The 21,121-nt window shown below is 59.9% G+C and carries 28 protein-coding genes and 1 tRNA gene; 15 read left to right on the top strand and 14 right to left on the bottom strand.

Annotated elements, in window-relative coordinates; all coding sequences use genetic code 11:
- Positions 1 to 40: 40 nt before the first annotated feature.
- From mutT to ACQY1K_RS23420, 4 genes are read right to left on the bottom strand one after another with little or no spacing between them, the layout of a single operon-like run.
- Positions 41 to 445 carry an 8-oxo-dGTP diphosphatase MutT gene (mutT, locus tag ACQY1K_RS23435; protein WP_062577544.1) on the bottom strand — a complete coding sequence of 135 codons (405 nt, stop codon included), beginning with the start codon at positions 443 to 445 and terminating at the stop codon, positions 41 to 43.
- A gap of 8 nt (positions 446 to 453) precedes the next feature.
- Positions 454 to 1,224 (bottom strand): GNAT family N-acetyltransferase, encoded by a 771-nt coding sequence (locus ACQY1K_RS23430; protein WP_092664664.1) that lies wholly within the window; start codon positions 1,222 to 1,224, stop codon positions 454 to 456.
- A gap of 8 nt (positions 1,225 to 1,232) precedes the next feature.
- Complete coding sequence (gene argJ, locus ACQY1K_RS23425; protein ID WP_062577490.1) at positions 1,233 to 2,474, bottom strand: bifunctional glutamate N-acetyltransferase/amino-acid acetyltransferase ArgJ; 1,242 nt, start codon at positions 2,472 to 2,474, stop codon at positions 1,233 to 1,235.
- Positions 2,475 to 2,531: 57 nt separating this feature from the next.
- Positions 2,532 to 3,410, bottom strand: coding sequence for a peptidylprolyl isomerase (locus tag ACQY1K_RS23420; protein ID WP_430259852.1), 879 nt, complete (start codon positions 3,408 to 3,410; stop codon positions 2,532 to 2,534).
- Between the two features lie 261 nt (positions 3,411 to 3,671).
- Between ACQY1K_RS23420 and secA the strand changes: the two genes are divergently transcribed.
- From secA to ACQY1K_RS23400, 4 genes are all read left to right on the top strand, one after another.
- Positions 3,672 to 6,383, top strand: a complete 2,712-nt coding sequence (gene secA / locus ACQY1K_RS23415; protein ID WP_092664569.1) for a preprotein translocase subunit SecA — start codon at positions 3,672 to 3,674, stop codon at positions 6,381 to 6,383.
- Positions 6,384 to 6,553: 170 nt separating this feature from the next.
- Positions 6,554 to 7,966: a lipopolysaccharide biosynthesis protein gene (locus tag ACQY1K_RS23410; RefSeq protein WP_325264632.1), complete on the top strand. Its 1,413-nt coding sequence runs from the start codon at positions 6,554 to 6,556 to the stop codon at positions 7,964 to 7,966.
- A gap of 53 nt (positions 7,967 to 8,019) precedes the next feature.
- Entirely contained in the window at positions 8,020 to 9,249 is a 1,230-nt protein-coding gene (locus ACQY1K_RS23405) for a GNAT family N-acetyltransferase (RefSeq protein ID WP_244631559.1), read from the top strand.
- An 82-nt stretch (positions 9,250 to 9,331) separates the two neighbouring features.
- Positions 9,332 to 9,416: transfer RNA gene (locus ACQY1K_RS23400), tRNA-Leu, on the top strand.
- A 91-nt stretch (positions 9,417 to 9,507) separates the two neighbouring features.
- Here ACQY1K_RS23400 and ACQY1K_RS23395 read toward each other — a convergent pair.
- Positions 9,508 to 10,602: a tyrosine-type recombinase/integrase gene (locus tag ACQY1K_RS23395; protein ID WP_430259850.1), complete on the bottom strand. Its 1,095-nt coding sequence runs from the start codon at positions 10,600 to 10,602 to the stop codon at positions 9,508 to 9,510.
- Positions 10,602 to 10,850 carry a hypothetical protein gene (locus ACQY1K_RS23390; protein ID WP_430259848.1) on the bottom strand — a complete coding sequence of 83 codons (249 nt, stop codon included), beginning with the start codon at positions 10,848 to 10,850 and terminating at the stop codon, positions 10,602 to 10,604. The genes ACQY1K_RS23395 and ACQY1K_RS23390 overlap by 1 nt, the downstream gene beginning before the upstream one ends.
- Before the next feature lie 184 nt (positions 10,851 to 11,034).
- Here ACQY1K_RS23390 and ACQY1K_RS23385 point away from each other — a divergent pair, with 184 nt between their 5' ends.
- The gene (locus tag ACQY1K_RS23385; RefSeq protein ID WP_430259846.1) at positions 11,035 to 11,247 is read left to right on the top strand and encodes a hypothetical protein; all 213 of its coding nucleotides are present in this window, start codon (positions 11,035 to 11,037) and stop codon (positions 11,245 to 11,247) included.
- 40 nt (positions 11,248 to 11,287) lie between these two features.
- Here ACQY1K_RS23385 and ACQY1K_RS23380 read toward each other — a convergent pair whose 3' ends face one another.
- The 8 genes from ACQY1K_RS23380 to ACQY1K_RS23345 form a co-directional block, all read right to left on the bottom strand.
- Positions 11,288 to 11,878: a hypothetical protein gene (locus ACQY1K_RS23380; protein ID WP_430259844.1), complete on the bottom strand. Its 591-nt coding sequence runs from the start codon at positions 11,876 to 11,878 to the stop codon at positions 11,288 to 11,290.
- 200 nt (positions 11,879 to 12,078) lie between these two features.
- Positions 12,079 to 12,603 carry a hypothetical protein gene (locus tag ACQY1K_RS23375; protein ID WP_430259842.1) on the bottom strand — a complete coding sequence of 175 codons (525 nt, stop codon included), beginning with the start codon at positions 12,601 to 12,603 and terminating at the stop codon, positions 12,079 to 12,081.
- Positions 12,600 to 13,112 carry a hypothetical protein gene (locus tag ACQY1K_RS23370; protein ID WP_430259840.1) on the bottom strand — a complete coding sequence of 171 codons (513 nt, stop codon included), beginning with the start codon at positions 13,110 to 13,112 and terminating at the stop codon, positions 12,600 to 12,602. The genes ACQY1K_RS23375 and ACQY1K_RS23370 overlap by 4 nt, the downstream gene beginning before the upstream one ends.
- Entirely contained in the window at positions 13,112 to 13,357 is a 246-nt protein-coding gene (locus ACQY1K_RS23365) for a hypothetical protein (RefSeq protein WP_430259838.1), read from the bottom strand. Before ACQY1K_RS23365 ends, ACQY1K_RS23370 begins: the two co-directional genes overlap by 1 nt.
- 2 nt (positions 13,358 to 13,359) lie before the next feature.
- The gene (locus ACQY1K_RS23360; RefSeq protein WP_430259836.1) at positions 13,360 to 13,650 is read right to left on the bottom strand and encodes a hypothetical protein; all 291 of its coding nucleotides are present in this window, start codon (positions 13,648 to 13,650) and stop codon (positions 13,360 to 13,362) included.
- Positions 13,647 to 14,060, bottom strand: coding sequence for a hypothetical protein (locus ACQY1K_RS23355; protein WP_430259834.1), 414 nt, complete (start codon positions 14,058 to 14,060; stop codon positions 13,647 to 13,649). The genes ACQY1K_RS23360 and ACQY1K_RS23355 overlap by 4 nt, the downstream gene beginning before the upstream one ends.
- A gap of 74 nt (positions 14,061 to 14,134) precedes the next feature.
- Entirely contained in the window at positions 14,135 to 14,371 is a 237-nt protein-coding gene (locus ACQY1K_RS23350) for a hypothetical protein (protein WP_430259832.1), read from the bottom strand.
- A 183-nt stretch (positions 14,372 to 14,554) separates the two neighbouring features.
- Positions 14,555 to 15,181, bottom strand: coding sequence for a LexA family protein (locus ACQY1K_RS23345; RefSeq protein WP_430259830.1), 627 nt, complete (start codon positions 15,179 to 15,181; stop codon positions 14,555 to 14,557).
- A 67-nt stretch (positions 15,182 to 15,248) separates the two neighbouring features.
- Here ACQY1K_RS23345 and ACQY1K_RS23340 point away from each other — a divergent pair, with 67 nt between their 5' ends.
- From ACQY1K_RS23340 to nusG, 10 genes are all read left to right on the top strand, one after another.
- Entirely contained in the window at positions 15,249 to 15,434 is a 186-nt protein-coding gene (locus tag ACQY1K_RS23340; RefSeq protein ID WP_430259828.1) for a helix-turn-helix domain-containing protein, read from the top strand.
- A gap of 266 nt (positions 15,435 to 15,700) precedes the next feature.
- On the top strand, positions 15,701 to 16,207 hold the full coding sequence (locus ACQY1K_RS23335; protein ID WP_430259826.1) for a hypothetical protein: 507 nt from the start codon (positions 15,701 to 15,703) through the stop codon (positions 16,205 to 16,207).
- 4 nt (positions 16,208 to 16,211) lie between these two features.
- Positions 16,212 to 16,541 carry a hypothetical protein gene (locus tag ACQY1K_RS23330; RefSeq protein WP_192087793.1) on the top strand — a complete coding sequence of 110 codons (330 nt, stop codon included), beginning with the start codon at positions 16,212 to 16,214 and terminating at the stop codon, positions 16,539 to 16,541.
- A complete protein-coding gene (locus tag ACQY1K_RS23325; RefSeq protein WP_430259824.1) occupies positions 16,538 to 16,756 on the top strand; it encodes a hypothetical protein in 219 nt (72 codons plus the stop codon). Before ACQY1K_RS23330 ends, ACQY1K_RS23325 begins: the two co-directional genes overlap by 4 nt.
- Positions 16,753 to 18,222 carry a hypothetical protein gene (locus tag ACQY1K_RS23320; protein WP_430259822.1) on the top strand — a complete coding sequence of 490 codons (1,470 nt, stop codon included), beginning with the start codon at positions 16,753 to 16,755 and terminating at the stop codon, positions 18,220 to 18,222. Before ACQY1K_RS23325 ends, ACQY1K_RS23320 begins: the two co-directional genes overlap by 4 nt.
- On the top strand, positions 18,219 to 18,536 hold the full coding sequence (locus tag ACQY1K_RS23315; RefSeq protein WP_430259820.1) for a hypothetical protein: 318 nt from the start codon (positions 18,219 to 18,221) through the stop codon (positions 18,534 to 18,536). Before ACQY1K_RS23320 ends, ACQY1K_RS23315 begins: the two co-directional genes overlap by 4 nt.
- Positions 18,533 to 18,817, top strand: coding sequence for a hypothetical protein (locus ACQY1K_RS23310; protein ID WP_430259818.1), 285 nt, complete (start codon positions 18,533 to 18,535; stop codon positions 18,815 to 18,817). The genes ACQY1K_RS23315 and ACQY1K_RS23310 overlap by 4 nt, the downstream gene beginning before the upstream one ends.
- Positions 18,814 to 19,101 carry a hypothetical protein gene (locus tag ACQY1K_RS23305; RefSeq protein WP_430259816.1) on the top strand — a complete coding sequence of 96 codons (288 nt, stop codon included), beginning with the start codon at positions 18,814 to 18,816 and terminating at the stop codon, positions 19,099 to 19,101. The genes ACQY1K_RS23310 and ACQY1K_RS23305 overlap by 4 nt, the downstream gene beginning before the upstream one ends.
- Complete coding sequence (locus ACQY1K_RS23300) at positions 19,098 to 20,342, top strand: helix-turn-helix domain-containing protein (protein WP_430259814.1); 1,245 nt, start codon at positions 19,098 to 19,100, stop codon at positions 20,340 to 20,342. Before ACQY1K_RS23305 ends, ACQY1K_RS23300 begins: the two co-directional genes overlap by 4 nt.
- The gene (gene nusG, locus ACQY1K_RS23295) at positions 20,329 to 20,973 is read left to right on the top strand and encodes a transcription termination/antitermination protein NusG (protein ID WP_430259812.1); all 645 of its coding nucleotides are present in this window, start codon (positions 20,329 to 20,331) and stop codon (positions 20,971 to 20,973) included. Before ACQY1K_RS23300 ends, nusG begins: the two co-directional genes overlap by 14 nt.
- Positions 20,974 to 21,121 lie beyond the last annotated feature (148 nt).

The following is a 21,121-nucleotide window of genomic DNA, read 5'->3' as shown; positions in this document are numbered from 1 at the left end:
CAGGCTCTGAATTCGACTGCGCTAATTCGATTGATCTCGATCAGACAAGATCCTGAATGATCGGGATCAGAGGCTCGTCGGCGGGCGGCATCGGATAGTCCCGAAGCGCGTTCGGCTTGACCCACTTGATCGCCTGCCCCTCGCGCCCGTGCGGAATGCCCTCGAAACGGCGACAGACATAGAGCGGCATCAACAGATGGAAGGTTTCATAAGTGTGGCTCGCAAATGTCAGCGGCGCGAGGCAGGCTTCCTTCGTCTGGATCCCGAGCTCCTCGTCGAGTTCACGGATCAACGTCTCCTCGGGCGTTTCGCCAGGCTCCACCTTACCCCCCGGAAACTCCCAGAGCCCGGCCAGCGACTTGCCCTCAGGGCGCTGCGCAAGCAGGATGCGGCCATCGGCATCGATCAGCGCGCAGGCTGCAACGAGAAGAATTTTCCTCGACATGAGATCGGTCACCCTTTGCGCCAGTAGCGGTATTCATAGACCTTGCGAAAGCCGAACTGGCGATAGAGGGCAATCGCCGGTTCGTTGTCTGCCTCCACCTGCAGCCATGCCGAACGGGCGCCGCTGACGCGGGCCCAGCGCAGTGCCGAGGCAAGTATTTCCGAGCCGATGCCCTGCCGCCGAACCGTTTGCGACACGGCAAACGACATGACGCCCGCAAGATCGTTGTCCTGCACGCAAAGCGCCACGGCGACGGCGCCGTGACGTGGGCTTTCCTTGATGAAGAAGCCCGATTGCGGCTTGATGGAACTGAGGATCTCCGCCAGTGCCGGCTTCAGCGCTGCGTCGTCCTGCCCCACTGCAATGCAGGCATCGACGAAACGGCCGATATCGTGGCTGGGAAGATGACCAAGCGTCGGCGGCAGCGGAAGGTGGGCGAGATCGCCGATCATCACATCTGCGGTCTCGAACATCTGCCAGCCATCATCCTCCAGATGACGGATCAGGTGGGGCGGTGCGAGCGGCGTTTCGCGCACCACCAGCGATCGTCCGTAATCGGCAAAACGCTTGCGGGCCTTCGACAACCGCAGGTCCATGTCCCGGTAATCCGACGGATCGAGCGGCACGATGCAGTTGAGACGCTTCGACGGATGGCTACCCGTCAACCGAACCTGCCAGCTGCCGTCATAGACCACGGAAGCCGCGGGCCAGGCCCGGAAGCCGACCGCTTCCAGTCTCCGAACCAGCGGCAGGTCGCCTTGCGCGAGAGATGCGGTCATATCCGTCATCAGCTCCGGTAATCGCCGTTGATGGCAACATATTCCTTGGTGAGGTCGCAGGTCCAGACGGTGGCCGTGCCGGAGCCGAGGCCGAGTTCGACCTTGACCGGAATGTCCTGCCCCTTCATCACGTTGGACGCGGCCTCTTCCGAATAGGAAGGATCGCGTTCGCCATTGACGGCAACGCGGACATCGCCGAACCAGATCGCCAGCTTGTCGCGGTCCGCCGCTTCGCCGGCCTTGCCGACGGCCATGACGATACGGCCCCAGTTGGCGTCTTCGCCGGCGGCGGCGGTCTTGACCAGCGGCGAATTGGCGATCGACAGCGCGATCGTCTTGGCGCTAGCATCGCTTTCAGCGCCCGTGACCGTGATCTCGAGCATCTTGGTGGCGCCTTCGCCATCGCGCGCAACCTGGATCGCCAGGTCCTTCAGAAGCGCGTTCAACGCATCCCGGAAAGACGACAGAGCCGGATCGGCGGGATCGGTGATCTGCGCCTGGCCGTCTGCAGCAGCAGCCCCCGTTGCAAACAGCATCAGCGTATCGGACGTGGACGTATCGCTATCGACCGTCATGGAATTGAAGCTTGGCTCGACGCCTGCAGAGAGAAGCGACTGCAGCACCGAAGACGAGATATCGGCGTCGGTGACGACGAAAGACAGCATCGTCGCCATGTCAGGCGCGATCATGCCAGCACCCTTGGCAATGCCGTTGATCGTAACCGCGACGCCGCCGATCTCCGCCATGCGGGTCGCGACCTTCGGATAGGTATCCGTGGTCATGATCGCCTTGGCAGCCTCCTGCCAGAAATCGCCCGTGGCCGACCCGTGCATATCGCCAAGCACGCCTGCAAATTTCGTGGCATCGAGCGGTTCGCCGATGACGCCTGTCGATGCGAGGTAAATTTCATTCTCGCTGCATCCGACAGCAGCCGCTGCCGATTGTGCGGTAAGTTCCGTTGCCTGGCGGCCCTTGGCGCCGGTAAACGCGTTGGCATTGCCGGAATTGACCACCACGGCCCGCGCGGTGCCATGGGCTAAGTTCGCGCGGCAGAAATCCACCGGTGCCGACGGGCATTTCGACTTGGTGAACACGCCGGCCACCGCTGCCGGTGCGTCGAACACCATCAACAGCACGTCGGTACGGTTCTTGTATTTGATGCCGGCGGCAGCTGTCGCCATGCGGACGCCGCGCAGGGCCGGCATTTCGGGATAGGACTTCGGGGCGAGCGGCGAGACGGAAGAGGACATCTGAACAACCTGGCTGAATAGGAAAGGGCCCGGATATACCGGGCCCAGATGCGAATTTTACTGCTGTGCCGGTGCCGGCGCTTCTGCACCGTCCTGCATCTTGCTCACGTCCTCGTAGCCCTTCTTCAGGCCCACATCCATGATCTCGATCTTCTGGTCGGCCTTCGCCTTTTCGATAATGGCGACATACTTGTCGCGCATCACGAGCTGCTTGACCTGGTCCTCGACCTGGTCGAGTGCCGGCGGAGCGGCTTCGCGCTTGTCGAGAAGCTTGATGACGTGGAAACCGAACTGGGTCTTGACCGGGGTCTTGGTGTAGGCGCCCTTTTCGAGGGCAAACGCGGCCTGCTCGAATTCCGGAACCATGCGGCCCTGGGCAAACCAGCCGAGATCGCCACCTTCGTCCTTGTTCGAATCCTGCGACTTTTCCTTGGCAATGGCTGCGAAATCGCCACCCTTGTCGAGGTCGGCAATCACGGCCTTTGCTTCATCCTCGGTCTTTACCAGGATATGGGCAGCATTGACCTCTTCCTGCTTCGGGATCGACGCGATTTCCTTGTCGTAGCGTGCCTTTACTTCTTCGGGCGTCGTGGCATCGACCACGTGCTTGCGGAAGTAGGCGTTGTGCAGCTCGCGATCGCCGATATAGGCCATGCGCTTCTTGTAGTCCTCGGTGTTACCAAGGCCTTCGGCGGCAGCACCGCTTGCCAGAAGCTTCACGTCGATTGCGCCGGAAAGGGCCGCAACCTTCTTCTGTTCTTCGGGAAGCTGGGCCAGCTGCGGGTCGAGGTTCTGGACCGCGACGTCGAGTTCGGCCTGAGTGATGTTCAGGCTGCCCACCTTGGCGACGACCGTATCGTCAGCGGCGAAAGCCGGGGCCTGGACGAAGATCGCAGCGGCAAGAGCAGCCGATACGAGAAGTTTGTGGCGCAGCATCGAGTTACCTTTCGATTGGTGAACCGGATCCAGAACGTCTGGCACCGGCCGGAAAACCTTCACAAACACCGGATTGTGGCCATTCTGTATCGGCCGTCACCGTTGACATAATTCGGACCCCCTCTTATCTGTCACGCAACTTCGCGTCCAGAAGCTTTGCGGGCGCCACGGGTTGAATTGTCAGAGGCGCCGCCGGCCGACAAGCTCAATCGTGGTCTCGACGAGTGACATCAGGGACTGACATCAGAAAGGGCCATTCGTATGGTCAGCTTTGGCGGCATTGCCCGCAAACTGTTCGGATCTGCAAACGAGCGCCGCGTGCGGGGCTACAAGCCGATGCTCGAGAAGATCAATGCAATCGAGGAAGCCACCAAGGCGCTCACCGATGAGCAGCTCGCCAACAAGACGGCGGAGTTCCGCCAGATGCTGGCAGACGGCAAGACCCTGGAGGATATCCAGATCCCTGCCTTTGCGGTGCTTCGCGAAGCGGCCCTCCGCGTTCTCGGCATGCGACCCTTCGACGTCCAGCTGACCGGCGGCATGATCCTTCACGACGGCGCAATCGCCGAGATGAAGACCGGCGAAGGCAAGACGCTGGTGGGAACCCTGCCCGTCTACCTCAATGCACTGTCGGGCAAAGGCGTGCATGTGGTGACCGTCAACGATTATCTCGCACAGCGCGACGCCAGCATCATGAGCCGCCTCTACGGGTTCCTTGGCCTTTCGACCGGTGTCATCGTCCACGGCCTGTCGGACGACGAACGCCGCGAGGCCTATGCCTGCGACATCACCTATGCGACGAACAACGAGCTCGGCTTCGATTATCTTCGCGATAACATGAAATACGAGCGCGGCCAGATGGTGCAGCGCGGCCACAACTTCGCGATCGTCGACGAAGTCGATTCGATCCTGGTCGACGAAGCCCGCACCCCGCTGATCATCTCAGGCCCGCTGGACGACCGTTCCGATCTCTACAACACGATCGACGCCTACATTCCGTTGCTGTCTCCGGAAGATTACGAAATCGACGAAAAGCAGCGCTCGGCCAACTTCTCCGAAGAGGGAACCGAAAAGCTCGAAGGCCTGCTGCGTCAGGCCGGCCTGCTGAAGGGCGAATCGCTCTACGACGTCGAGAACGTGGCGATCGTGCACCACATCAACAACGCGCTGAAGGCCCACAAGCTCTTCACCCGCGACAAGGACTATATCGTCCGCAACGACGAGATCGTCATCATCGACGAGTTTACCGGCCGCATGATGCCGGGCCGCCGCTATTCCGAAGGTCAGCATCAGGCGCTGGAAGCCAAGGAAAAGGTGCAGATCCAGCCGGAGAACCAGACGCTCTCCTCGATTACCTTCCAGAATTACTTCCGCATGTACGACAAGCTTGCCGGCATGACCGGTACGGCGCAGACGGAAGCGGAAGAATTCGGCAACATCTACAAGCTGGAAGTGGTGGAGGTTCCGACCAACCTGCCGATCCAGCGTATCGACGAGGACGACGAAGTCTATCGGACGTTTGAGGAAAAGTTCAAAGCGATCATCGTCGAGATCAAGGCGGCCAGCGAACGCAACCAGCCGGTTCTGGTCGGTACGACCTCGATCGAAAAGTCCGAACTTCTGGCAACCATGCTGCGCGAGTCCGGTTTTGAGAAATTCCACGTTCTAAACGCACGCTACCACGAGCAGGAAGCCTATATCGTGTCGCAGGCCGGCGTGCCCGGTGCCGTCACGATCGCCACCAACATGGCCGGTCGCGGTACCGACATTCAGCTCGGCGGCAATATCGACATGCGCCTTGAGCGCGAGCTCGAAGGCATCGAGGACGAGGGCGAACGCGCTGCCAAGGAGGCTGCCGTCCGTGCCGAGGTGAAGGTCCTGAAGGGCAAGGCTCTGGAAGCCGGTGGCCTTTACGTCATCGCCACGGAACGTCACGAAAGCCGCCGCATCGACAACCAGCTGCGTGGCCGTTCCGGCCGCCAGGGTGACCCGGGCCGCTCGAAATTCTACCTGTCGCTCCAGGACGATCTGATGCGCATCTTCGGTTCCGACCGGATGGATTCGATGCTGCAAAAGCTTGGTCTCAAGGAAGGCGAAGCGATCGTCCACCCCTGGATCAACAAGGCGCTCGAGCGGGCGCAGAAAAAGGTCGAGGCGCGTAACTTCGACATCCGCAAGAACCTTCTGAAATACGACGACGTCACCAACGACCAGCGCAAGGTGATCTTCGAGCAGCGTATCGAGATGATGGATTCGGAAGACGTGTCCGAGACCATCGAGGACATGCGCAACGAAGTGATCGAGGTTCTCGTTGCCAAGCACATCCCTGAGCGGGCCTATGCCGAACAGTGGAGCGTCAAGGAACTGCGCGAAGACGTTGATCGCCTGCTGAACCTTGATCTTCCGATCGAGGACTGGGCGACCGAAGAGGGTATCGGCGAAACCGATATCCGCGAGCGGATCACTGCCGCCGCTGAAGCTTCCGTCAAGGATCGCCGAGAGCGGTTTGGTGCCGACGTGATGAACTACGTCGAACGCTCCGTGGTGTTGCAGACGCTGGACGCCCTGTGGCGCGAGCATATCGTCAATCTCGACCACCTGCGCTCCGTCATCGGGTTCCGCGGCTATGCGCAGCGCGATCCGTTGCAGGAATACAAGGCGGAAGCCTTCGAGCTGTTCCAGGCGCTGCTTGCGAACCTGCGCGAAGCCGTGACCGCCCAGATGATGCGCGTCGAGCTTGTGCAGAACCCCGAGCCGCCGGTACCGCCATCGGTGTTCGAGGAGCATCATTTCGACCCGACGACCGGCGAAGACCAGGTGTCGGGCGCAGACGGCAGCGACTTCATCGCAGCGCCTGCCGATCGTCATCCCGAAGACCAGTCTACCTGGGGGCGCGTCGGCCGCAACGAGGCTTGCCCCTGTGGTTCGGGCAAGAAATACAAGCACTGCCACGGCGCCTTCGAACAGGCCTGATCGGGCAACACCAGTGTTATCGATAGAACGCCGCCTTCGGGCGGCGTTTTTCGTTTGCGGGATCGTCGCCGTCTTAACGTTCGGGTCGGCTGAGCCAACCGTTTCTTAACCCTGCTGTGGCAGATTTGCGAGCATGGCTCCTGTAGCGTAACGAGTATTGCGTGCCCATCATGGCGGTGATCGAAACAGCGGAAAGACTGCTTCCGGCCGGTTTGCGTGCCAGAGTCGCACCGCTGACGGGCAGGATCAGAGCCACTGTGACCGAAAACAGCGATACGGCGCGGGCGCAACGCCAGGCCATGACCGCGTTTGCGATCCGCATTTTCAGCGCCGCTATCGCCTTCCTGTCCCAGATCGTCATGGCCAGGCTGATGGGCGAGTTCGAATACGGGTTGTTCGCCTTCGTCTGGGTGATTGTCATCCTCGTCGGCAATCTCTCCTGCCTCGGCTTTCACACCTCGATCATCCGCTTCATCCACCAGCATTCAGCAGAGGGTGAAAACGGCGAGATCCGCGGCTTGAGCCTTGCCGCCTGCCTTGTCGCGCTCGTCACCTCGACCGTGATCGGCGGCCTCGGCTTTGCCTTTCTCTGGGCGTTCGGCAGCAGCATCGAGCCCTACTACATCGTGCCGGTTTCGATCGCTCTTTTCATCATTCCGATGATCGGCATCGGCGACATCCTCGACGGGATTGCCCGTACCCATGGCTGGACGATATCGGCGCTGGCGCCAACCTACATCCTCAGGCCCATCCTGATCCTCACTTTCATGACGGCAGCCGTCCTGTCCGATGCGCCGCGCGATGCGCAGACCGCCATGCTGGCGGCGCTTGCCGCCACATACGCCACAACGTTTGCGCATCTGACGCAGCTCATACTTCGGCTGAAAGGCAGCTACGGCAATGCATCGCGGCGCTACCGGCTTGGCTCCTGGATCCGATACTCGATCCCGCTATTTGTAGTCGACGGCATCGGCTTCCTGCTGACCAATGCGGACGTGGTCGTGGTCGGCATCTTTCTGCCGCCGGACGATGTCGGGATCTATTTTGCGGCGTCGAAAACGATCGTCCTTGTGCAGTTCGTCTACTTCTCCATCAAGGCGGCCGCCGCTCCCCGTTTCGCCGCCATCATGGCGGAAGGCGACATGACGGCGTTGGCCACATTCGCGGGCCAGACCGTCCGCTGGACCTTCTGGCCGTCGCTCGTCGTCGGGTTGACGACGCTTGCTGCGGGTGAACTGCTTCTGTCGCTGTTCGGCGACGCTTTCACTTCAGGCTATATCCTGATGGTGATCCTGTTTGCTGGCATTCTGTCCAAGTCGCTCGTCGGTCCCGGAGAAGTGCTGCTCAGCATGGCGGGCAGGCAAAAGCTCTGCGTTGCAGTCTATACGGCAACGCTTGCCGGCAGCATCGTCCTCAATGTCGTGCTGATACCACATTATGGGCTGGTCGGTGCGGCGATGGCGACCGCCGGCGCCATGATGATCGAGGCGACGTTGCTGCACATAGCAGTACGCCGCACGCTCGGAATCGTGCTATTCGCTTTTTCCGATCCACTGCCCAGACCCTCGTTCAAGGTTCTATAGACACAATGGCTCTTCCCCCGAACAGGAGCGAGAAGGAATACGACGACGTCACGATGCCGAACGTCGCGTCGCGTCTTCGTGCAGACCGCCCGGATGCCGATACACGGGTAGAAATCGGCCGGCCCGGCCGCGAATTTTGCCTCTATCCGGCAGGTCTCGGTTACGATCTGCAGGAAGAACTCGAATTTTTGTCTCACCGCGCGATGGAGCCCAACATCTTCTTCTCGGCGCGGCTTCTTGCCCCCGCCATGCCGCGCATCGATGACCGCCAGGTGCGACTGGCGCTTATCCGTGACGAAGGCGAAAGCCATAGCCGCCTTCGCCTTCTGATGCCGTTTACCGTGGAGAAACCAGGCTTTGCCATGGGTGCTCCGATCATCCGCGTCTGGTCCAATCCGTTCGGTCCGCTCGGTACGCCACTGGTGGATGCCGAAGATGCGGCCGAAACCATCGACAACCTCCTGGAGGCCCTGACTGCCCGGGAAGCAAAACTTCCCTCCGTTCTCGTTCTGCCCGATGTGCGCTTAGGCGGCCGCTTTGCCCAGCTTGCGCGCGCCGTTGCCATCGGCCGCGACCTGCCCGTTGCCGTCACCGACAGCTTTCGCCGGCCGATGCTGGAAAGCCTTCAGGACGGCGAAACCTATATGAAGGCCTCCGTCTCGCCGCACCATTACCGCGAGATGCAGCGCCAGTGGCGAAAGCTCGGACAGCTGGGAAGGCTTGAATACGCCGTCGCCCGTCAGCCGGAAGAGGTGCGCCAGCGGATGGAGGAATTCCTGGCGCTTGAATCGACAGGCTGGAAAGGCCGCAAGCGTTCGGCCCTGATCAACGACCGTTACCGCGCAGCCTTTGCTCGCGAAGCGATCACCAATCTTGCCGAAGTGGACGCCGTGCGCATCCACACGATCAATCTCGACGGCCGCGCGATCGCCTCGATCGTGATCTTCTTGATGGCCGGCGAGGCCTATACCTGGAAGACCGCCTATGACGAGAGCCTTAGCCGCTATTCGCCCGGCAAGCTGTTGGTGATGAAGCTGACCGACTGGCACCTTGATGATGCCAACATCCTGCGCACCGACAGCTGCGCCGTGCCCGACCATCCGATCATGAGCAGGCTATGGGAAGAGCGCGAGGAAATGGGAACGCTGGTGATCGGCCTTGCCCGCAACAGCGACCGTGACGTGAGACAGGTGGCGACACAGCTTCACCTCTACCGCAACACCCGCAACATGGCGCGTCTGCTGCGCGAAAAGATCCTGGCGATTGCCGGACGCAATGCCTGACATCGCGGTTTGCAGCGATCCGAATAGTTCTTCTTGCATCCGCCGCCGAGGCCATGTTAGAGGCCTTCACCATACCCTCCGTGCCCCATTGGCGGAACTGGTAGACGCGCTCGACTCAAAATCGAGTTCCGAAAGGAGTGCTGGTTCGATTCCGGCATGGGGCACCACCCACTTTTTTGACCATTGTTTTTACAGCGAAGTTTGGTTCCAAACGTCCAGAAAACTTAAACTGCTTAGAAAAGCTGGACACTTTTGTTCTTATTTTCCCCCCTCGTTCCTTTCGTCGATGTCGTCGAACAGGCTGATAGCGCTCTCCGCCAATAGCTTCTGATTTGCCGCCTTCGTGTATCGCGACACCTCTTTCGATGTCGTATGACCGGTCACCGACATGATCTGTTTCTCGGTGGCGCCTCTCTCAGCGAGCCTGGCCGATGCGGATTTCCGCAGACCATGCGCGCTGCAGTGTGGAAGGCCCGCATCATTGCACTGCTTGCGAAACCAGTTTCCAAACCCTGCGGCGGTGAAGCCTTTATTAAATTCGGTCACGAGGAACGTGAGATCGCCTACAGGCGATGCATCAATGATCTTCTGCAGTTTCGGATGAACTGGGATCTCCAGCGTAATCGGCTTCTTCTTCCGGCCTTTGAACTGCGTAAATTTTAAACTTCCGTTGCTGACGTGCTGCCGGCCGAACAGGATGACATCGCTACGACGCTGACCGGTGTAGAGCATCAGCGCCAAGGCGAGCCGAGGCTTCGTCCCGATCTTGTGCTTATCCTCAAACTTCGCAATCTCGTCTTCAGTCCACGAATGATAGCCGTCGCCTTGCTGAGCGAAGAATGACACGTCCCTCGCGGGGTTTGTCAGCATTAGCTCGACGTCGCTTTTGCAGGCCCACGCGAATATTGCACGCAGCGCTTTGATCCGGCTGTTAGCCGCTTCCGGCTTCTCAGCCTTGCGGTCTCTCAAGACCCGGACGGCCTTTGCAGTGATGGCAGCAATCGGCATGTCTTCGAAAAGGCGCGTACTGTCCTTCTTTAGGGGTTCGGCCCACATATGCTCGATGATCAGTTTACGGACATGCCGGGTCCGCTGATCCAGGCGCTTATATTCAGCCGACTGAAAGTACTGCTCGCAAAGCCAACGAAGAGAGTTTTTCGTTGATAGCTTCGGTCCCCTCGCCTCTTCGACCGCGGTGCCATTCACAGCGATATAATAGGCCTCATTGAACTCGTCGCTACCCGGCACGCCAGGAAGCCGGACCTTCTTCTGGCCGCGCTTTCGGAAATAGAAGCGCAGGACGCCGTCCGTGCGATCCTCAATCACGTACTTCTTTGCAAACTTCTTCGGCATCACACTTCCACGGACCAATCATCTTCGTCGTCAGGATCACCACCAGGCAGACGCGTGAACGCCCGGTCAAGTGCCACGCGGTCCCAGATCGTCCGGGCGTTGGCCTTCTTTGGTTTTGGCATTCTGCCATCGCCTACCATTTCGTCAAATAGGCTGGAAGATACCCCGATGTACGCTGCAGCCTGGTCACGTGCCAAACCGCGTGGCGGGAGGGAGGTCGGCAGAACTTCTGCGCGCTGTGCTCTCATCTGTACCCGTCCCTTCTAGTTTTGGCTGATGGGGTATCGGTTTCGGTCATGCGGCCTCCAAACCAGCTTCCATTTCAGTCTCCTGTGTGATGGTGCCGCCTGCTGGTGAGACTGGCGGGCGGTAATGGTTCTTGCCCAAATATCGATTGGCGGATAAGGATTTCTGGGCTTTTAGGGGAATCTCATGGGTAAGATAATTGGCGGTCTGTTCCGACTGATCGGAAAAGGACTTTGGATATTAGTGGCGTTCATCTTTGTCCTGATCGGACGTTTCCTGATGACATTTCTTGAGAATTTCGTCGGGACACCTGCCGCCAAAAAACGGCAGCGGCAGCGAGAAAACGATGAACTCCGCAAGCTTCGCCTCAAACGCGCTCGTGAGCGCGACTATTATTAGGCCACCGTCCTCGTTTCGGGCGATGGGTTCTGATTATCGGTCATGATCCATTCCTCGCTTTTACGCTTGGCAAGGCGCGATCGTCCTTTAAGGCGCGATAGGCAAAGCGCTGGTTCAATCGGGAGAGGCTCGAAAAGCCGAATGCATGTTGGCCGGCGTTCTGTCGCGCCTGCCGCTCGGCCATTTGAATTCGCAGGGTCATGATTGCGATGTCTCGCCGACACTGGCCACTGTTTCGCAGGATATCGACGAGCAACCCCCATCCGGGCTCGATCGCCTTATCCAAACGAGGTGGACGCTTCACGACACGCCATGTTGCGCCGTCCCATTCCAGAAGGCCCGCCCACGATGGAACTTCCATCTTCGTCAGGAGCCCAGGTGGGGTCACGTAGATGAAGCGGTCGGAATGCCGCAGTGCACCCGCCTGCTTCTCCTCGCTGTCGCGCTTGAAGTCCTGTCTGGATACCTTGATCTCATAGCTTGTGGCACGGAAGCCGGCTGATCTGGTCGGCTCCAAGGTCCAGAAGTCAATGCGCGTCGTCGATCCTCGGAATGGGACTTCAGTAGCCCAGATCTTGTCGCCGCTCGCGGAAACCAATGCGTCGAGGATATGATCGGCCGTGATGCTCATGGCTGACTCTCCGTCGTGGCGGCAACGTAGGTTTCTGTTGCCGTCAAATCGATTACGTGTATCGTTGGTTGGTCGCCAAGTAGAAGGAGCGATAAATGATCGACGATATCGTCTCGATAGTGGCAATGACCCTGCGAATCGCCGTTGCGATTTGCGACGTTTGCTCTTTTAAAAAAATCTCTATTTGACGGTGTCGTCATTTAGATGGCCTCTTTATTCAAGTCGCGGATGCCGTCGATAATTTCTTGCAGCTCTCCGACATACTCATCGCCGTTACCCGGAAACTCGACGGTGCCTGTTTCTGGATCGGTAGAGCCGTGTTCCTGGACGTAGTCGTTGAGGCGCTTCTCGACGAAGCGAGCAGCAAGCTCGATCCCCGTCACATGCGTCTGGGGCGGTGGGATTGTCAGCGCAGCGACAAGCGCTTCAGGCGTAAGCTCGAAGCCAGCACCCTTTCCGCTCTCGTCGAAGATCCGCGGCGCCATCACCTCGCGGTAGAGGTACGTACTGATCTTGCTGTCCGGTATCTCGTCGCCCTTTTCGAGATCGACGACCGGCGAACCTTCGAGGCATTCCGCGTGGCAGGTGCCTTCTGTGATGTCGTTGGCGCAAACGTCATCCGCTTTGAAGGGCACGTCGCAAATCGGGCAGCGATCGATGTCGTCTTCCAGTGCTGCGCGCGCCTCGGTGTTGAACTCGGATTTACCCATGTGATCTCGGGTCATGCTGCATCCTTCCATTCTCGGTATCGTCCGAGTAAGACCTCCCAGCGCCTGGCGGCGGCTGGGTGCGTGTTGAGTTCAGAGCGGGATTCGATCTGCAGAACCTTGCGGACGCCGGTGGCAAACCGCTCGCGGTCGTCGGAGGGGATGCCGTGCTTCTGCAGCATGAATTGCTTGAACTGAGCGTCCTCGCAGATCCTGCCGCATTCCTTCGCCAGGTCCGGGCGTGGCTGCTCTAACAGCCTTTCAAGTTCGCGAATCCTGCGGAAAGACTTGCCTAGAATCTCGAAGAGCCACTGCTCGTCCGCGTGGGCGTGCAGGAGAAAGTTGCGGTCCTGATACCCGCACTCTTCCGTCAGCGTCACGAGTGCGACGGAGGGCTGGCTTGGCAGTAATCGAGCCGTAAGCTGCTCGCCATTGCGGGCGCTGTCGATTGCCCTCCAGTCTGTGCTTGCCTCACTGTGGCGGGCGCGGATGGTGTCCAGACGTTCTTTGTCCTGAGCGCTGCCCATCAGCTGAAACTCGGGCTCGATGCGAAGTCAAAGCCGGCAAGATCATTGACGGCCGACACGACGAGCGCGGCGATCATCAAAACTTTGGCGTTGTCGCGCATGCCGTTGCTGTCGACCGTCAGCACGTCGGCTCCATCTTCATCGAGGATTACGCCGACGTCTTCTTCGGACAGACGCAGGGGTAGTTTGACGTCGTGGTCGGCGAAGGCAGATCGAACTGCGTTGGCGGCTGGAAGGTCCTGCATGTTCAGGCCTCCCGCTGCGCCAGGCGCGATAGCAAAAGATCCCGCAGCGGGCGGTCTGCCTGAAGGCATCCGCAAAGGGTCAGCGCGTGGAAGAGCGCGGCTTCAAGCGACCGCGTCCCTTCGAGGATCGATGCCTCGTCGCTCGCACGGTCGGACAGCATTCCGAACCTGCCTGCGGCATCGTTCAAATTGACTGCGACTGCGCCAAGCTCGCGCTGGAAGAAGGATGCCGGACGGGTCTCGACGGCGCGCGGTGCTGGGCGGACTGGCAGGCGTAGGATGGTCGCGCTCATACCGCCTCCCGCGCATAACGTGTTTCAATCTCCACGACGCGCTGGCCGGCTAGTGCAGCAGCGGCGCACATGCCGATGATCGAGATCACGACGGCGAAAGCGATGGTGAAACGCGTTGGGAGGTATTCGAGGCGGGCGCGTCCCGATCCGGTGAGAGCAATCGTTGAAGGACGAACACCCGGATCATCGACGATGAAGGGCGCGTTACGCCGTTCGGCGGCGTGGCGGCGGACCATCTCCGCTTCCACTTCCAACCGCATCTCTATCGCTATTTCAGCCGATATGCCCCAACGTTCGTCGCTGGCAATCTCGGCTGTCCAGAATGCGAGTTCTTCGTCGAGCTGCAGCATCGTCATCTGTGAAAATGGCAGTGTTGTGGGCATGTGCTGAGGGTTTTTGACGGCTGACATATTGGCCTCCGATCCGTTTCGGGTCACGTCTGCGCGGCTTAAGCCGGGGGTACGCAGACGGGCACCGAAGCGGATCAGGCGGCGCGCTTGGCCGGAACAGAAACGCGCCGCTGATAGGTGCTGGCGGCGACAGCGTAGGCGCGTGCGTCGTCAGCAACGTCGTTCAGTTCGCTGGAGGTGATGCCGAGGCTGTTCTTGAGATCACTCTCGGTGCAGCCTTCGCCAAGGCGGCGCATGGCTTCGCCGACGCATTCAACCTGCTCCTGGCGGTTGCGGCAAAGTGGGTAGGCATTGTGATTGTGAAAGCGCATTTCGTTCTCTCCTGGTGATGATGGCGAACCTCTAAAGAGGTCTGCCGACCAGAGAGAATATGCATTTCGCATAGTTTTGCGTCAAGCTCTAAATATGCGTAATGCATATTATGCTTTGCGCGTAGAAGGTTGCGGTCTGGATTTTAGATGGTAAGCCGATGCGGTGACCGATATCAGCGATTGTTACATCTTGAGGATAGACATGCGGACCCGCCCGATAATCGTGGGCGTGTTGTCAGGAAAAATTGGCTCAAGTTCAGCGTTCGTCGAAACCGGTTCGAAGCGGTCGGGAGCTGGCCGGTATCGCTTGTAAGTGGCGTCTCCGTTCTCATCAGCGATCACATAACAGCCATTCGGGACGAGGGTTTTGTCGGCGCGATTTACGATGATGATCGAGGTAGGAGGTGAGATGCGATCCATCGAGTCGCCTGAAACCTCAAGTGCTATCCAGTCTCCTATCGGCAGCTGGCCGACAGTAACTATGCCCATTGCTTCATCGATCACGTCATCGCGCTGGAGATCTCCTGCGCTGACAGTCGTGAGAATTGGGATATCGATTGCTTTGTCGGAAATGATTTCGTCCGCTTCCCCTGGTCCAGGTCCTACGCCACGTAAAAGCCAGTCGAGAGACACTTTGTAGCGTCTCGCATACTGCTTTGCATTTCGGACAACACCTCGGCTGCCGTTCTCGTGGCCCGCGTAGGTCGGGTATTTCATGCCAAGGGACTGCGCCGCTACCGTGGCGCTCGCATAGCCTGCGTGCTCGCGAGCAAGCTTCAAACGCTTGCCGATTTCTACTGTGTCGCTCATGTGTGTGCGTTTCGCATATTTGGATATGCGTTAGGCATTGACATTGCATCTATGCGTAACGCATAACATGGATATGTTCACGCCCAGCAGCATCATCCAGTTTCGGACAGAACGAGGCCTAAGCCAGCGAGAGATGGCGGAGTTGTTGGGCGTTGATCAGGGAACGGTCTCCAAAATGGAGACCGGGAAGATACGACCTAGTGGCCCTGTCGAGCGCCTCTTGTCCCTTCTTTCGAGGGAGGCGGCAGAGTGATTTCAGGCCAAAATTCATACGGTGGCAGCTCCTCCTCCCGCTTGTCCACCGAACCACGCGCCAGGGTGAGTTCCCTGACCTGGCGCGATCTCCGGCCGAGGCAGGTTTTGTCTTGCGGACCGTCTCGGCCGGTTTCTTTTCTTGAGCTTCGTGCATGCGGTCCCCCGTGATCTGATGCGCTGAACTTCGCACTTTCGAAAGCTTCCCACGATGGGAAACGCGCGGGACTTTTCCCGGCGCGGGAAAACTTTGTCTGGAGAAACCCCATGCAGGATACTTTGACGAACGCCTGGTTCCATCAGTTGAAGGCCGCCAACCGTCTGCTGATCAAAAAGAACGGCGGCATTGAAGCTGCAGCGGAAACCTGCTCGCTTTCGAAAAGCCAGGTCGGGCGCTGCAATGCCGATTCCGACACTGAGCTACTGCCGATCCCGGCGGTGTTGCGGCTGGAAGCCGAATGTGGCGACCCTTGCGTGACGCGGGTTATGGCCGGCCTGCACGGCTGCAAGCTCACAGACCCGGAAGAGAAGAACCGCGACGGCACGTGCCTGGTGCGCGGCTCCCTCGCGATCGGCGCTGCGGCGAACGAGTATCAGCGCAACGCCTCCATTGCCTATTCTGACCTGCAGGTGAGCGCAGCGGAAGCGCGGCAGGGCATGCGCGATCTTGAGAAGGTCGTTGAGGAAGCGACCGACCAGATGCGGCGGTATGCTGGGATTGTCGCCAAGGGCGGCGATGCTTCGCCAGCTCTGAAGATCGTCGGCGGGGAATGATTCCATGGCCCGCACCGCGTTCAAGCTTGTCGGCGTGATGATCAACGTGCCTGAGAAGGCGAAGACGACGCTCGATCGGCAGGCGGCGGAACGTGGTGTTGCCTCGTCGATCTGGGCTGGTCAGGTGTTCGACCTCGGCTTTGCAGCGGTCTGCGCGCGCGAGAAAGGGATGCCGGTCACTGACGCGGATCTCGACGCGATCGTCGGCGCTACGCTGCTGCTGTGGGAGCGTGGCGAATGGGATAGCGCATCAATAGCCAAGGGGCTCGGCGTCTCGGAAGCAACGGTGTCGCGCGTTCTCGACGGCTGGCGCAGTTATCGGAGGGCGTCATGACCAAGGCCTCCATAAGCCGTGCTTTTGAAGAGCGGCTGCACCAGGCGCAGCTCCGAAATTTTCGCGCCTTTGTCCGGCACACCGATTCGGTGAATGCCGGCGATTTCGCGGACGGCGTCCAAGCCCGTGAAGAGCCTGCGTATGAACGCTATGCGCGGCAAATGATCGAAGGCGGCATCTGCTGGCGCGATCCGCATGCGAGGCGCCCCTCATGAGTGAGCTCGCGATCCGTGACAGCTCGGAACTGGTTACCTGCATAGAGACGGCGCGCGCGCTGCTGGATGCCGGCGATGTCGAGCGCGCTCTAAAGCTTTCGTCCGTGGCCTATGACCAGGCCAAGGCTGTCGCCTGTTCTGCGGAACGCGTGAAGACTTCGCGCGACCTGGTCGACAAGGCGCGGCGTATGCAAGCGGAAGCGCTGAAGATGGAAAGCCTCTGCTATGTGGCGATGGCGGACGCTGTCGATGATGCGCAGGCGAAGGGCGAGCTTTCGCGCGGCGGGCGTCCGAAAACCGTTTCCAGCGGAAACAGTTTTACACTCGACGAGATCGGCGTCGATCGCCAGCAGCTGCACGCGGCTCGCAGCCTGCGCAGCGCCATCGCAGCGGAACCGGGCTTTGTCGATCGTGTGGTTGAGGTTCGGCTTTCGGAGGGGCTGGAGCCAAGCCGCGCGGCGCTGAAGAATGCTGCGCGTCATGCGATCGGCACGAAAACGGCGACCAAAGAAGAAAAGGGCGATCAGCTTTACGAGACGCCGATTGAGGCAACCCGCACCATTCTCGCGCTGGAAAGCTTCTCGGAGATTATCAAGGAACCGTTCGTCGGCCGTGCGGCGATCTTGCGGCCGCTGGAAGCTGCCGGCTATGACGTGCTGATAGCGGATCTCGTTGACCGTGCGATCAGCACGCAGCATGGCGAGCTGCAGCAGGTTGGCGATTTTCTCTTGTCTGATCCTGGCGATACCGTCGGCACGGATATCTTCACCAATCCACCCTATGGCGACCTCGCCAACAAGTGCCTTGCCCACGCGCTTCGCCTGCACAAGCCAGCCAAGATGGCGGCGCTGCTCAACATCAATTTCATGTGCGGCTTCGATGATCCGGATCGCCGCTACGTGATGGACGAGAACCCGCCAAGCCGGGTCTATGTCTTCACTCGGCGCCTGCCGATGATGCACCGCGACGGATGGACCGGGAACGTCGCCTCAAGCCAGATGAATACAGCGTTCTTCATTTGGGAGCGCAACGCCGATGGCAGCTACGGCAATGGCGACGGGACATGGAAGACCGTGCGCGTCGACTGGAAGGCGTTCGAGCACGCGGAAGCGTTGCCGCCTGGCGAGGGTGGCCATCGTGCACCGATGGCGTTCGCTGCGGCGGACGATGAAGATTTTACCCGCACCACGCCACGCAAGACGCTGGAAGAGCGTTGCGACGAAGAGACGGCGCGGGCGCTAGTGTGGATGGCAGAGAACCCCGGCTTTGACGCGGCACGGCTGCGGCGCGGGATTGGCGTGCGGCCATCGGTTGCCGATGCGCTGATTGCGGATCTCGCGACCAAGTGCGTGATCTGGGCCGGTCCCGATGATGACGGGTGGCAGATCTCTCCAGATGGCATGACTGCGCTCAACGCGACAGCTGCCGTGCTGCTCGGCGCGACACTCGACGAGGTAGCGGCATGAACCCTGACTTTTCACCCGCCATGCTGCGCGGTTTCGTCAATGCGCGGATCCAGATGGCCGGCTTTCGGGCGGAATTTCCGGACGAACGCAAGAGCGCCCGCCGCAAGGCACTGAGCTTCGACGAGGCCTGCGCCGCTGAGCGGGCTCACCTCATTCGCCGTGCGGACATCACGCCGGAACAGCTGGAGCTAGTCCTGTCCGGTCGCCGCATCTCGCCGGCTCCGCGCGAGCGGCTTTGGAAGGCGCTGGACGCTGACCCCGGCCGGTTCGGCATCCGCCTCGTCGGCATGACAGAACAGGAGATTGTTCGATGATCCCCGAAATCGATCGCGACCGCCTGGCCATGGACACGCGTGCCTGGCTGGAAGCAACCGGGCTGTCGACGCGCAACGCCTCAATGCGGCATGCAGGACTGAACCCGGCGATGATTTCGCGCGCCTGCAGCTGTCAGGTCCTATCGGCTGCGAGCCATCTCGCACTGTGCACGGCGATGGGTGTCGATCCTTCCGGCTATCTCATCTTCAATCATCGAGGCCAGCGAAATCAGGCTGTTACAGCGTTTGCGCAACGTGAAACACCGAGGGCGGTCCCGTGAACCCCATCCTCGATATTCTGGCGGACCTGCAAAACGACCGGGCGCGGGCGGTGTGGCTTTCGACCATTCCGCTCGGCGTCATCCAGCGCGACCATGCCGACATTGCGGCTGTCCTCGGAGCTGCCGGTTTCTCCGGCGGGCTGGCCTATCTCGCGGCACTCGTCGCTCACGTCAATTCGGTGCGGCTGGACGACGGGTCGATCCCGATCGAGACGCGCCAGATCACGGACTATTCCCGCAAACTGATGTGGGGCGCCGTGAAGCAGGGGGAAATGGTGGAATGACATCTGAGCCCCGTCTCTCGATCATACCGGGATGGATCGTCACGGACCCGCGCCTGAAGGGCAAAGATCTGCAGGTGATCTGCATGCTGGGCCGGAACGCCAACACCCGCCACGGCTGGTGCCGGCGAAGCCAGGTGAAGCTTGCTGAGGCGCTGTCTTGCTCGCGCTCGACAGTCCAGGCGGCGATTGATCGTCTCGTGGAAATTGGTGCGTTGGAGCGCCGCAAGGTGGAAAGCGCGAGCGGTCGTGACAGTGCTCATTGGTATCGCGTCATCTACGATTCAGCCGTCGATAGCTCTGCATTTGATGCATGGGACGCTGACGACAAAGAGGAATTTGATCCTAATTCGTCGGCTGCAGCTGGTGCACCCCCTGCCGGTATACCGGCACCCCCTGCCTGCCCAGAGTCGGCACCCCCTGCCGGTTCTGGACCGGCACCTATTAACGCCTCTACCTTAACGCCTCCTGCTAAACGAGAAGAGAGAGAGCGCGCGAGCGAAGACGATGAAGGGGAAGAAAATCCCAAAGCGCTGGAACGGCGTTTTCGGAAATGGTGGTCGTCATGGCCGACATACGCCATCGACGCCGAGATGCCGACACGGCGCGCCTGGCAGGATCTGGCGCCGGAGCAGCGCGAGGCCTGCGAGGAACGGACCCCTGACTATCTCGCTGCGGCCAAAGCCAGCGGTCGCAAGTTCTCCAAGGCTGCGGCCACTTATCTTTCGGAACGGGCGTGGGAGCGCCTCGACGACAGGCCGGCAGCAGCGGCGACGCCTGAGAGGCACAATCCATATTCACGCGCCTGGAGTGCGCTGCGCCTTACGGAGCTTTCTAAGCCGCCTGTCCATCTGACCCTGACGCCATTGGAAGCGCAGATCATCGAAGCGAAGCCTGAGAAGGATGCGGTGATCTGGCGCGACAAGCGGGAAAAGGCTGGATGGCCGGAGGCGGTGAAGCTGAACGAAGGCGCTCGTGAGCGTCGGCCTGTGTTCGTTCATCCGCGCATTGTCTCGATCTCGTCGAGCTTCGACAAGGTCGAGGTCGGCGGCGAGATCTGGGACGCTTGGAAGCGGCTGCATGCTGATCGTTGCTGGCCTTGGTTGCCAGAGCCGAACGGGCTGCCGTTCGTGCAGTTCCCGGCTTTGCCGGACGGCATCGAAGATCCTGATGAGGCGGTGGCCGCTGCCCTTCGCGAGTTCCAGAAGAAGCTGATCGAGAGGCGGGACGATGATGCAGCATAAAACGGTGATCGGATCGCCAATCGCAAACCAAGGCAGAGAGCGCTTCGAAGACAGAATGCGCAGAATCGCCGCTAGAAACCTGAAAGAAGCAACCATGAGCGTGACAGAGAATCACCCGCACCTAGCCCGTTGGTACTGCTTGCAGGTCGAGCCACGCCACGAGTTCTCTGTGGAAAACATCCTGAAGGACGCGGGCGTCGAGGTATTCCTCGCCCGACAAAAGGTGACGATCGTTCGTCGTGGACAAAAGCTCGTGCAAGAAATCTCGATGTTTCCAGGCTATCTCATGGTTCGCTGCATACCGTCTGACGAGGCTTTTGACGGTCTGAGGAGACAGAAATTTGTGATCAGGGTTATGGGTGGGAAGACCGGCACACCCCTTTCGATCCGCGATGAAGTGATCAACCTTTTCAAGAAGATCGCTGATGATGGCGTACCACGCGTCGCGACGGACAAGAGCTTCGTTGACGGCGATCGTGCGGAGATCGAAGGCAGTGCTTTTGCCGGTTTCACCTGCCTGATCTTGCAGATCAAATGGTGCCGGCAGGCTAAGGCGCGAGTTGCCATCAACGTCGACGGTCAGGTATTCGAGATTGAAAGCATGCCACTTGCTTTCCTGAGAAAGCTATGAGAGTCATCTCGTCACTGGACGAGTTAGACAGCATCCCCTCTGATCCCCAACGCCTGACGCTGGGAAGAGTAGGCAGTAGCCTCAGGGACCAATGCACCTGACCCCAGCCCTACAAGCCTCACCAACGAGGCACCGATTCAGGGCAAGT

This window comes from Neorhizobium sp. IRS_2294, from assembly GCF_050500145.1.
In the GTDB taxonomy this organism is placed as follows: Bacteria; Pseudomonadota; Alphaproteobacteria; order Rhizobiales; family Rhizobiaceae; genus Neorhizobium; species Neorhizobium soli.
This window is presented reverse-complemented; position numbering and strand designations above follow the sequence as displayed.

Excerpts from the sequence above, each read along its gene's own strand:
- mutT (WP_062577544.1), bottom strand. The coding sequence starts at position 445 with ATGTCGAGGAAAATTCTTCTCGTTGCAGCCTGCGCGCTGATCGATGCC.
- ACQY1K_RS23430 (WP_092664664.1), bottom strand. The coding sequence starts at position 1,224 with ATGACCGCATCTCTCGCGCAAGGCGACCTGCCGCTGGTTCGGAGACTG.
- argJ (WP_062577490.1), bottom strand. The coding sequence starts at position 2,474 with ATGTCCTCTTCCGTCTCGCCGCTCGCCCCGAAGTCCTATCCCGAAATG.
- ACQY1K_RS23420 (WP_430259852.1), bottom strand. The coding sequence starts at position 3,410 with ATGCTGCGCCACAAACTTCTCGTATCGGCTGCTCTTGCCGCTGCGATC.
- secA (WP_092664569.1), top strand. The coding sequence starts at position 3,672 with ATGGTCAGCTTTGGCGGCATTGCCCGCAAACTGTTCGGATCTGCAAAC.
- ACQY1K_RS23410 (WP_325264632.1), top strand. The coding sequence starts at position 6,554 with ATGGCGGTGATCGAAACAGCGGAAAGACTGCTTCCGGCCGGTTTGCGT.
- ACQY1K_RS23405 (WP_244631559.1), top strand. The coding sequence starts at position 8,020 with ATGCCGAACGTCGCGTCGCGTCTTCGTGCAGACCGCCCGGATGCCGAT.
- ACQY1K_RS23395 (WP_430259850.1), bottom strand. The coding sequence starts at position 10,602 with ATGCCGAAGAAGTTTGCAAAGAAGTACGTGATTGAGGATCGCACGGAC.
- ACQY1K_RS23390 (WP_430259848.1), bottom strand. The coding sequence starts at position 10,850 with ATGAGAGCACAGCGCGCAGAAGTTCTGCCGACCTCCCTCCCGCCACGC.
- ACQY1K_RS23385 (WP_430259846.1), top strand. The coding sequence starts at position 11,035 with ATGGGTAAGATAATTGGCGGTCTGTTCCGACTGATCGGAAAAGGACTT.
- ACQY1K_RS23380 (WP_430259844.1), bottom strand. The coding sequence starts at position 11,878 with ATGAGCATCACGGCCGATCATATCCTCGACGCATTGGTTTCCGCGAGC.
- ACQY1K_RS23375 (WP_430259842.1), bottom strand. The coding sequence starts at position 12,603 with ATGACCCGAGATCACATGGGTAAATCCGAGTTCAACACCGAGGCGCGC.
- ACQY1K_RS23370 (WP_430259840.1), bottom strand. The coding sequence starts at position 13,112 with ATGGGCAGCGCTCAGGACAAAGAACGTCTGGACACCATCCGCGCCCGC.
- ACQY1K_RS23365 (WP_430259838.1), bottom strand. The coding sequence starts at position 13,357 with ATGCAGGACCTTCCAGCCGCCAACGCAGTTCGATCTGCCTTCGCCGAC.
- ACQY1K_RS23360 (WP_430259836.1), bottom strand. The coding sequence starts at position 13,650 with ATGAGCGCGACCATCCTACGCCTGCCAGTCCGCCCAGCACCGCGCGCC.
- ACQY1K_RS23355 (WP_430259834.1), bottom strand. The coding sequence starts at position 14,060 with ATGTCAGCCGTCAAAAACCCTCAGCACATGCCCACAACACTGCCATTT.
- ACQY1K_RS23350 (WP_430259832.1), bottom strand. The coding sequence starts at position 14,371 with ATGCGCTTTCACAATCACAATGCCTACCCACTTTGCCGCAACCGCCAG.
- ACQY1K_RS23345 (WP_430259830.1), bottom strand. The coding sequence starts at position 15,181 with ATGAGCGACACAGTAGAAATCGGCAAGCGTTTGAAGCTTGCTCGCGAG.
- ACQY1K_RS23340 (WP_430259828.1), top strand. The coding sequence starts at position 15,249 with ATGGATATGTTCACGCCCAGCAGCATCATCCAGTTTCGGACAGAACGA.
- ACQY1K_RS23335 (WP_430259826.1), top strand. The coding sequence starts at position 15,701 with ATGCAGGATACTTTGACGAACGCCTGGTTCCATCAGTTGAAGGCCGCC.
- ACQY1K_RS23330 (WP_192087793.1), top strand. The coding sequence starts at position 16,212 with ATGGCCCGCACCGCGTTCAAGCTTGTCGGCGTGATGATCAACGTGCCT.
- ACQY1K_RS23325 (WP_430259824.1), top strand. The coding sequence starts at position 16,538 with ATGACCAAGGCCTCCATAAGCCGTGCTTTTGAAGAGCGGCTGCACCAG.
- ACQY1K_RS23320 (WP_430259822.1), top strand. The coding sequence starts at position 16,753 with ATGAGTGAGCTCGCGATCCGTGACAGCTCGGAACTGGTTACCTGCATA.
- ACQY1K_RS23315 (WP_430259820.1), top strand. The coding sequence starts at position 18,219 with ATGAACCCTGACTTTTCACCCGCCATGCTGCGCGGTTTCGTCAATGCG.
- ACQY1K_RS23310 (WP_430259818.1), top strand. The coding sequence starts at position 18,533 with ATGATCCCCGAAATCGATCGCGACCGCCTGGCCATGGACACGCGTGCC.
- ACQY1K_RS23300 (WP_430259814.1), top strand. The coding sequence starts at position 19,098 with ATGACATCTGAGCCCCGTCTCTCGATCATACCGGGATGGATCGTCACG.
- nusG (WP_430259812.1), top strand. The coding sequence starts at position 20,329 with ATGATGCAGCATAAAACGGTGATCGGATCGCCAATCGCAAACCAAGGC.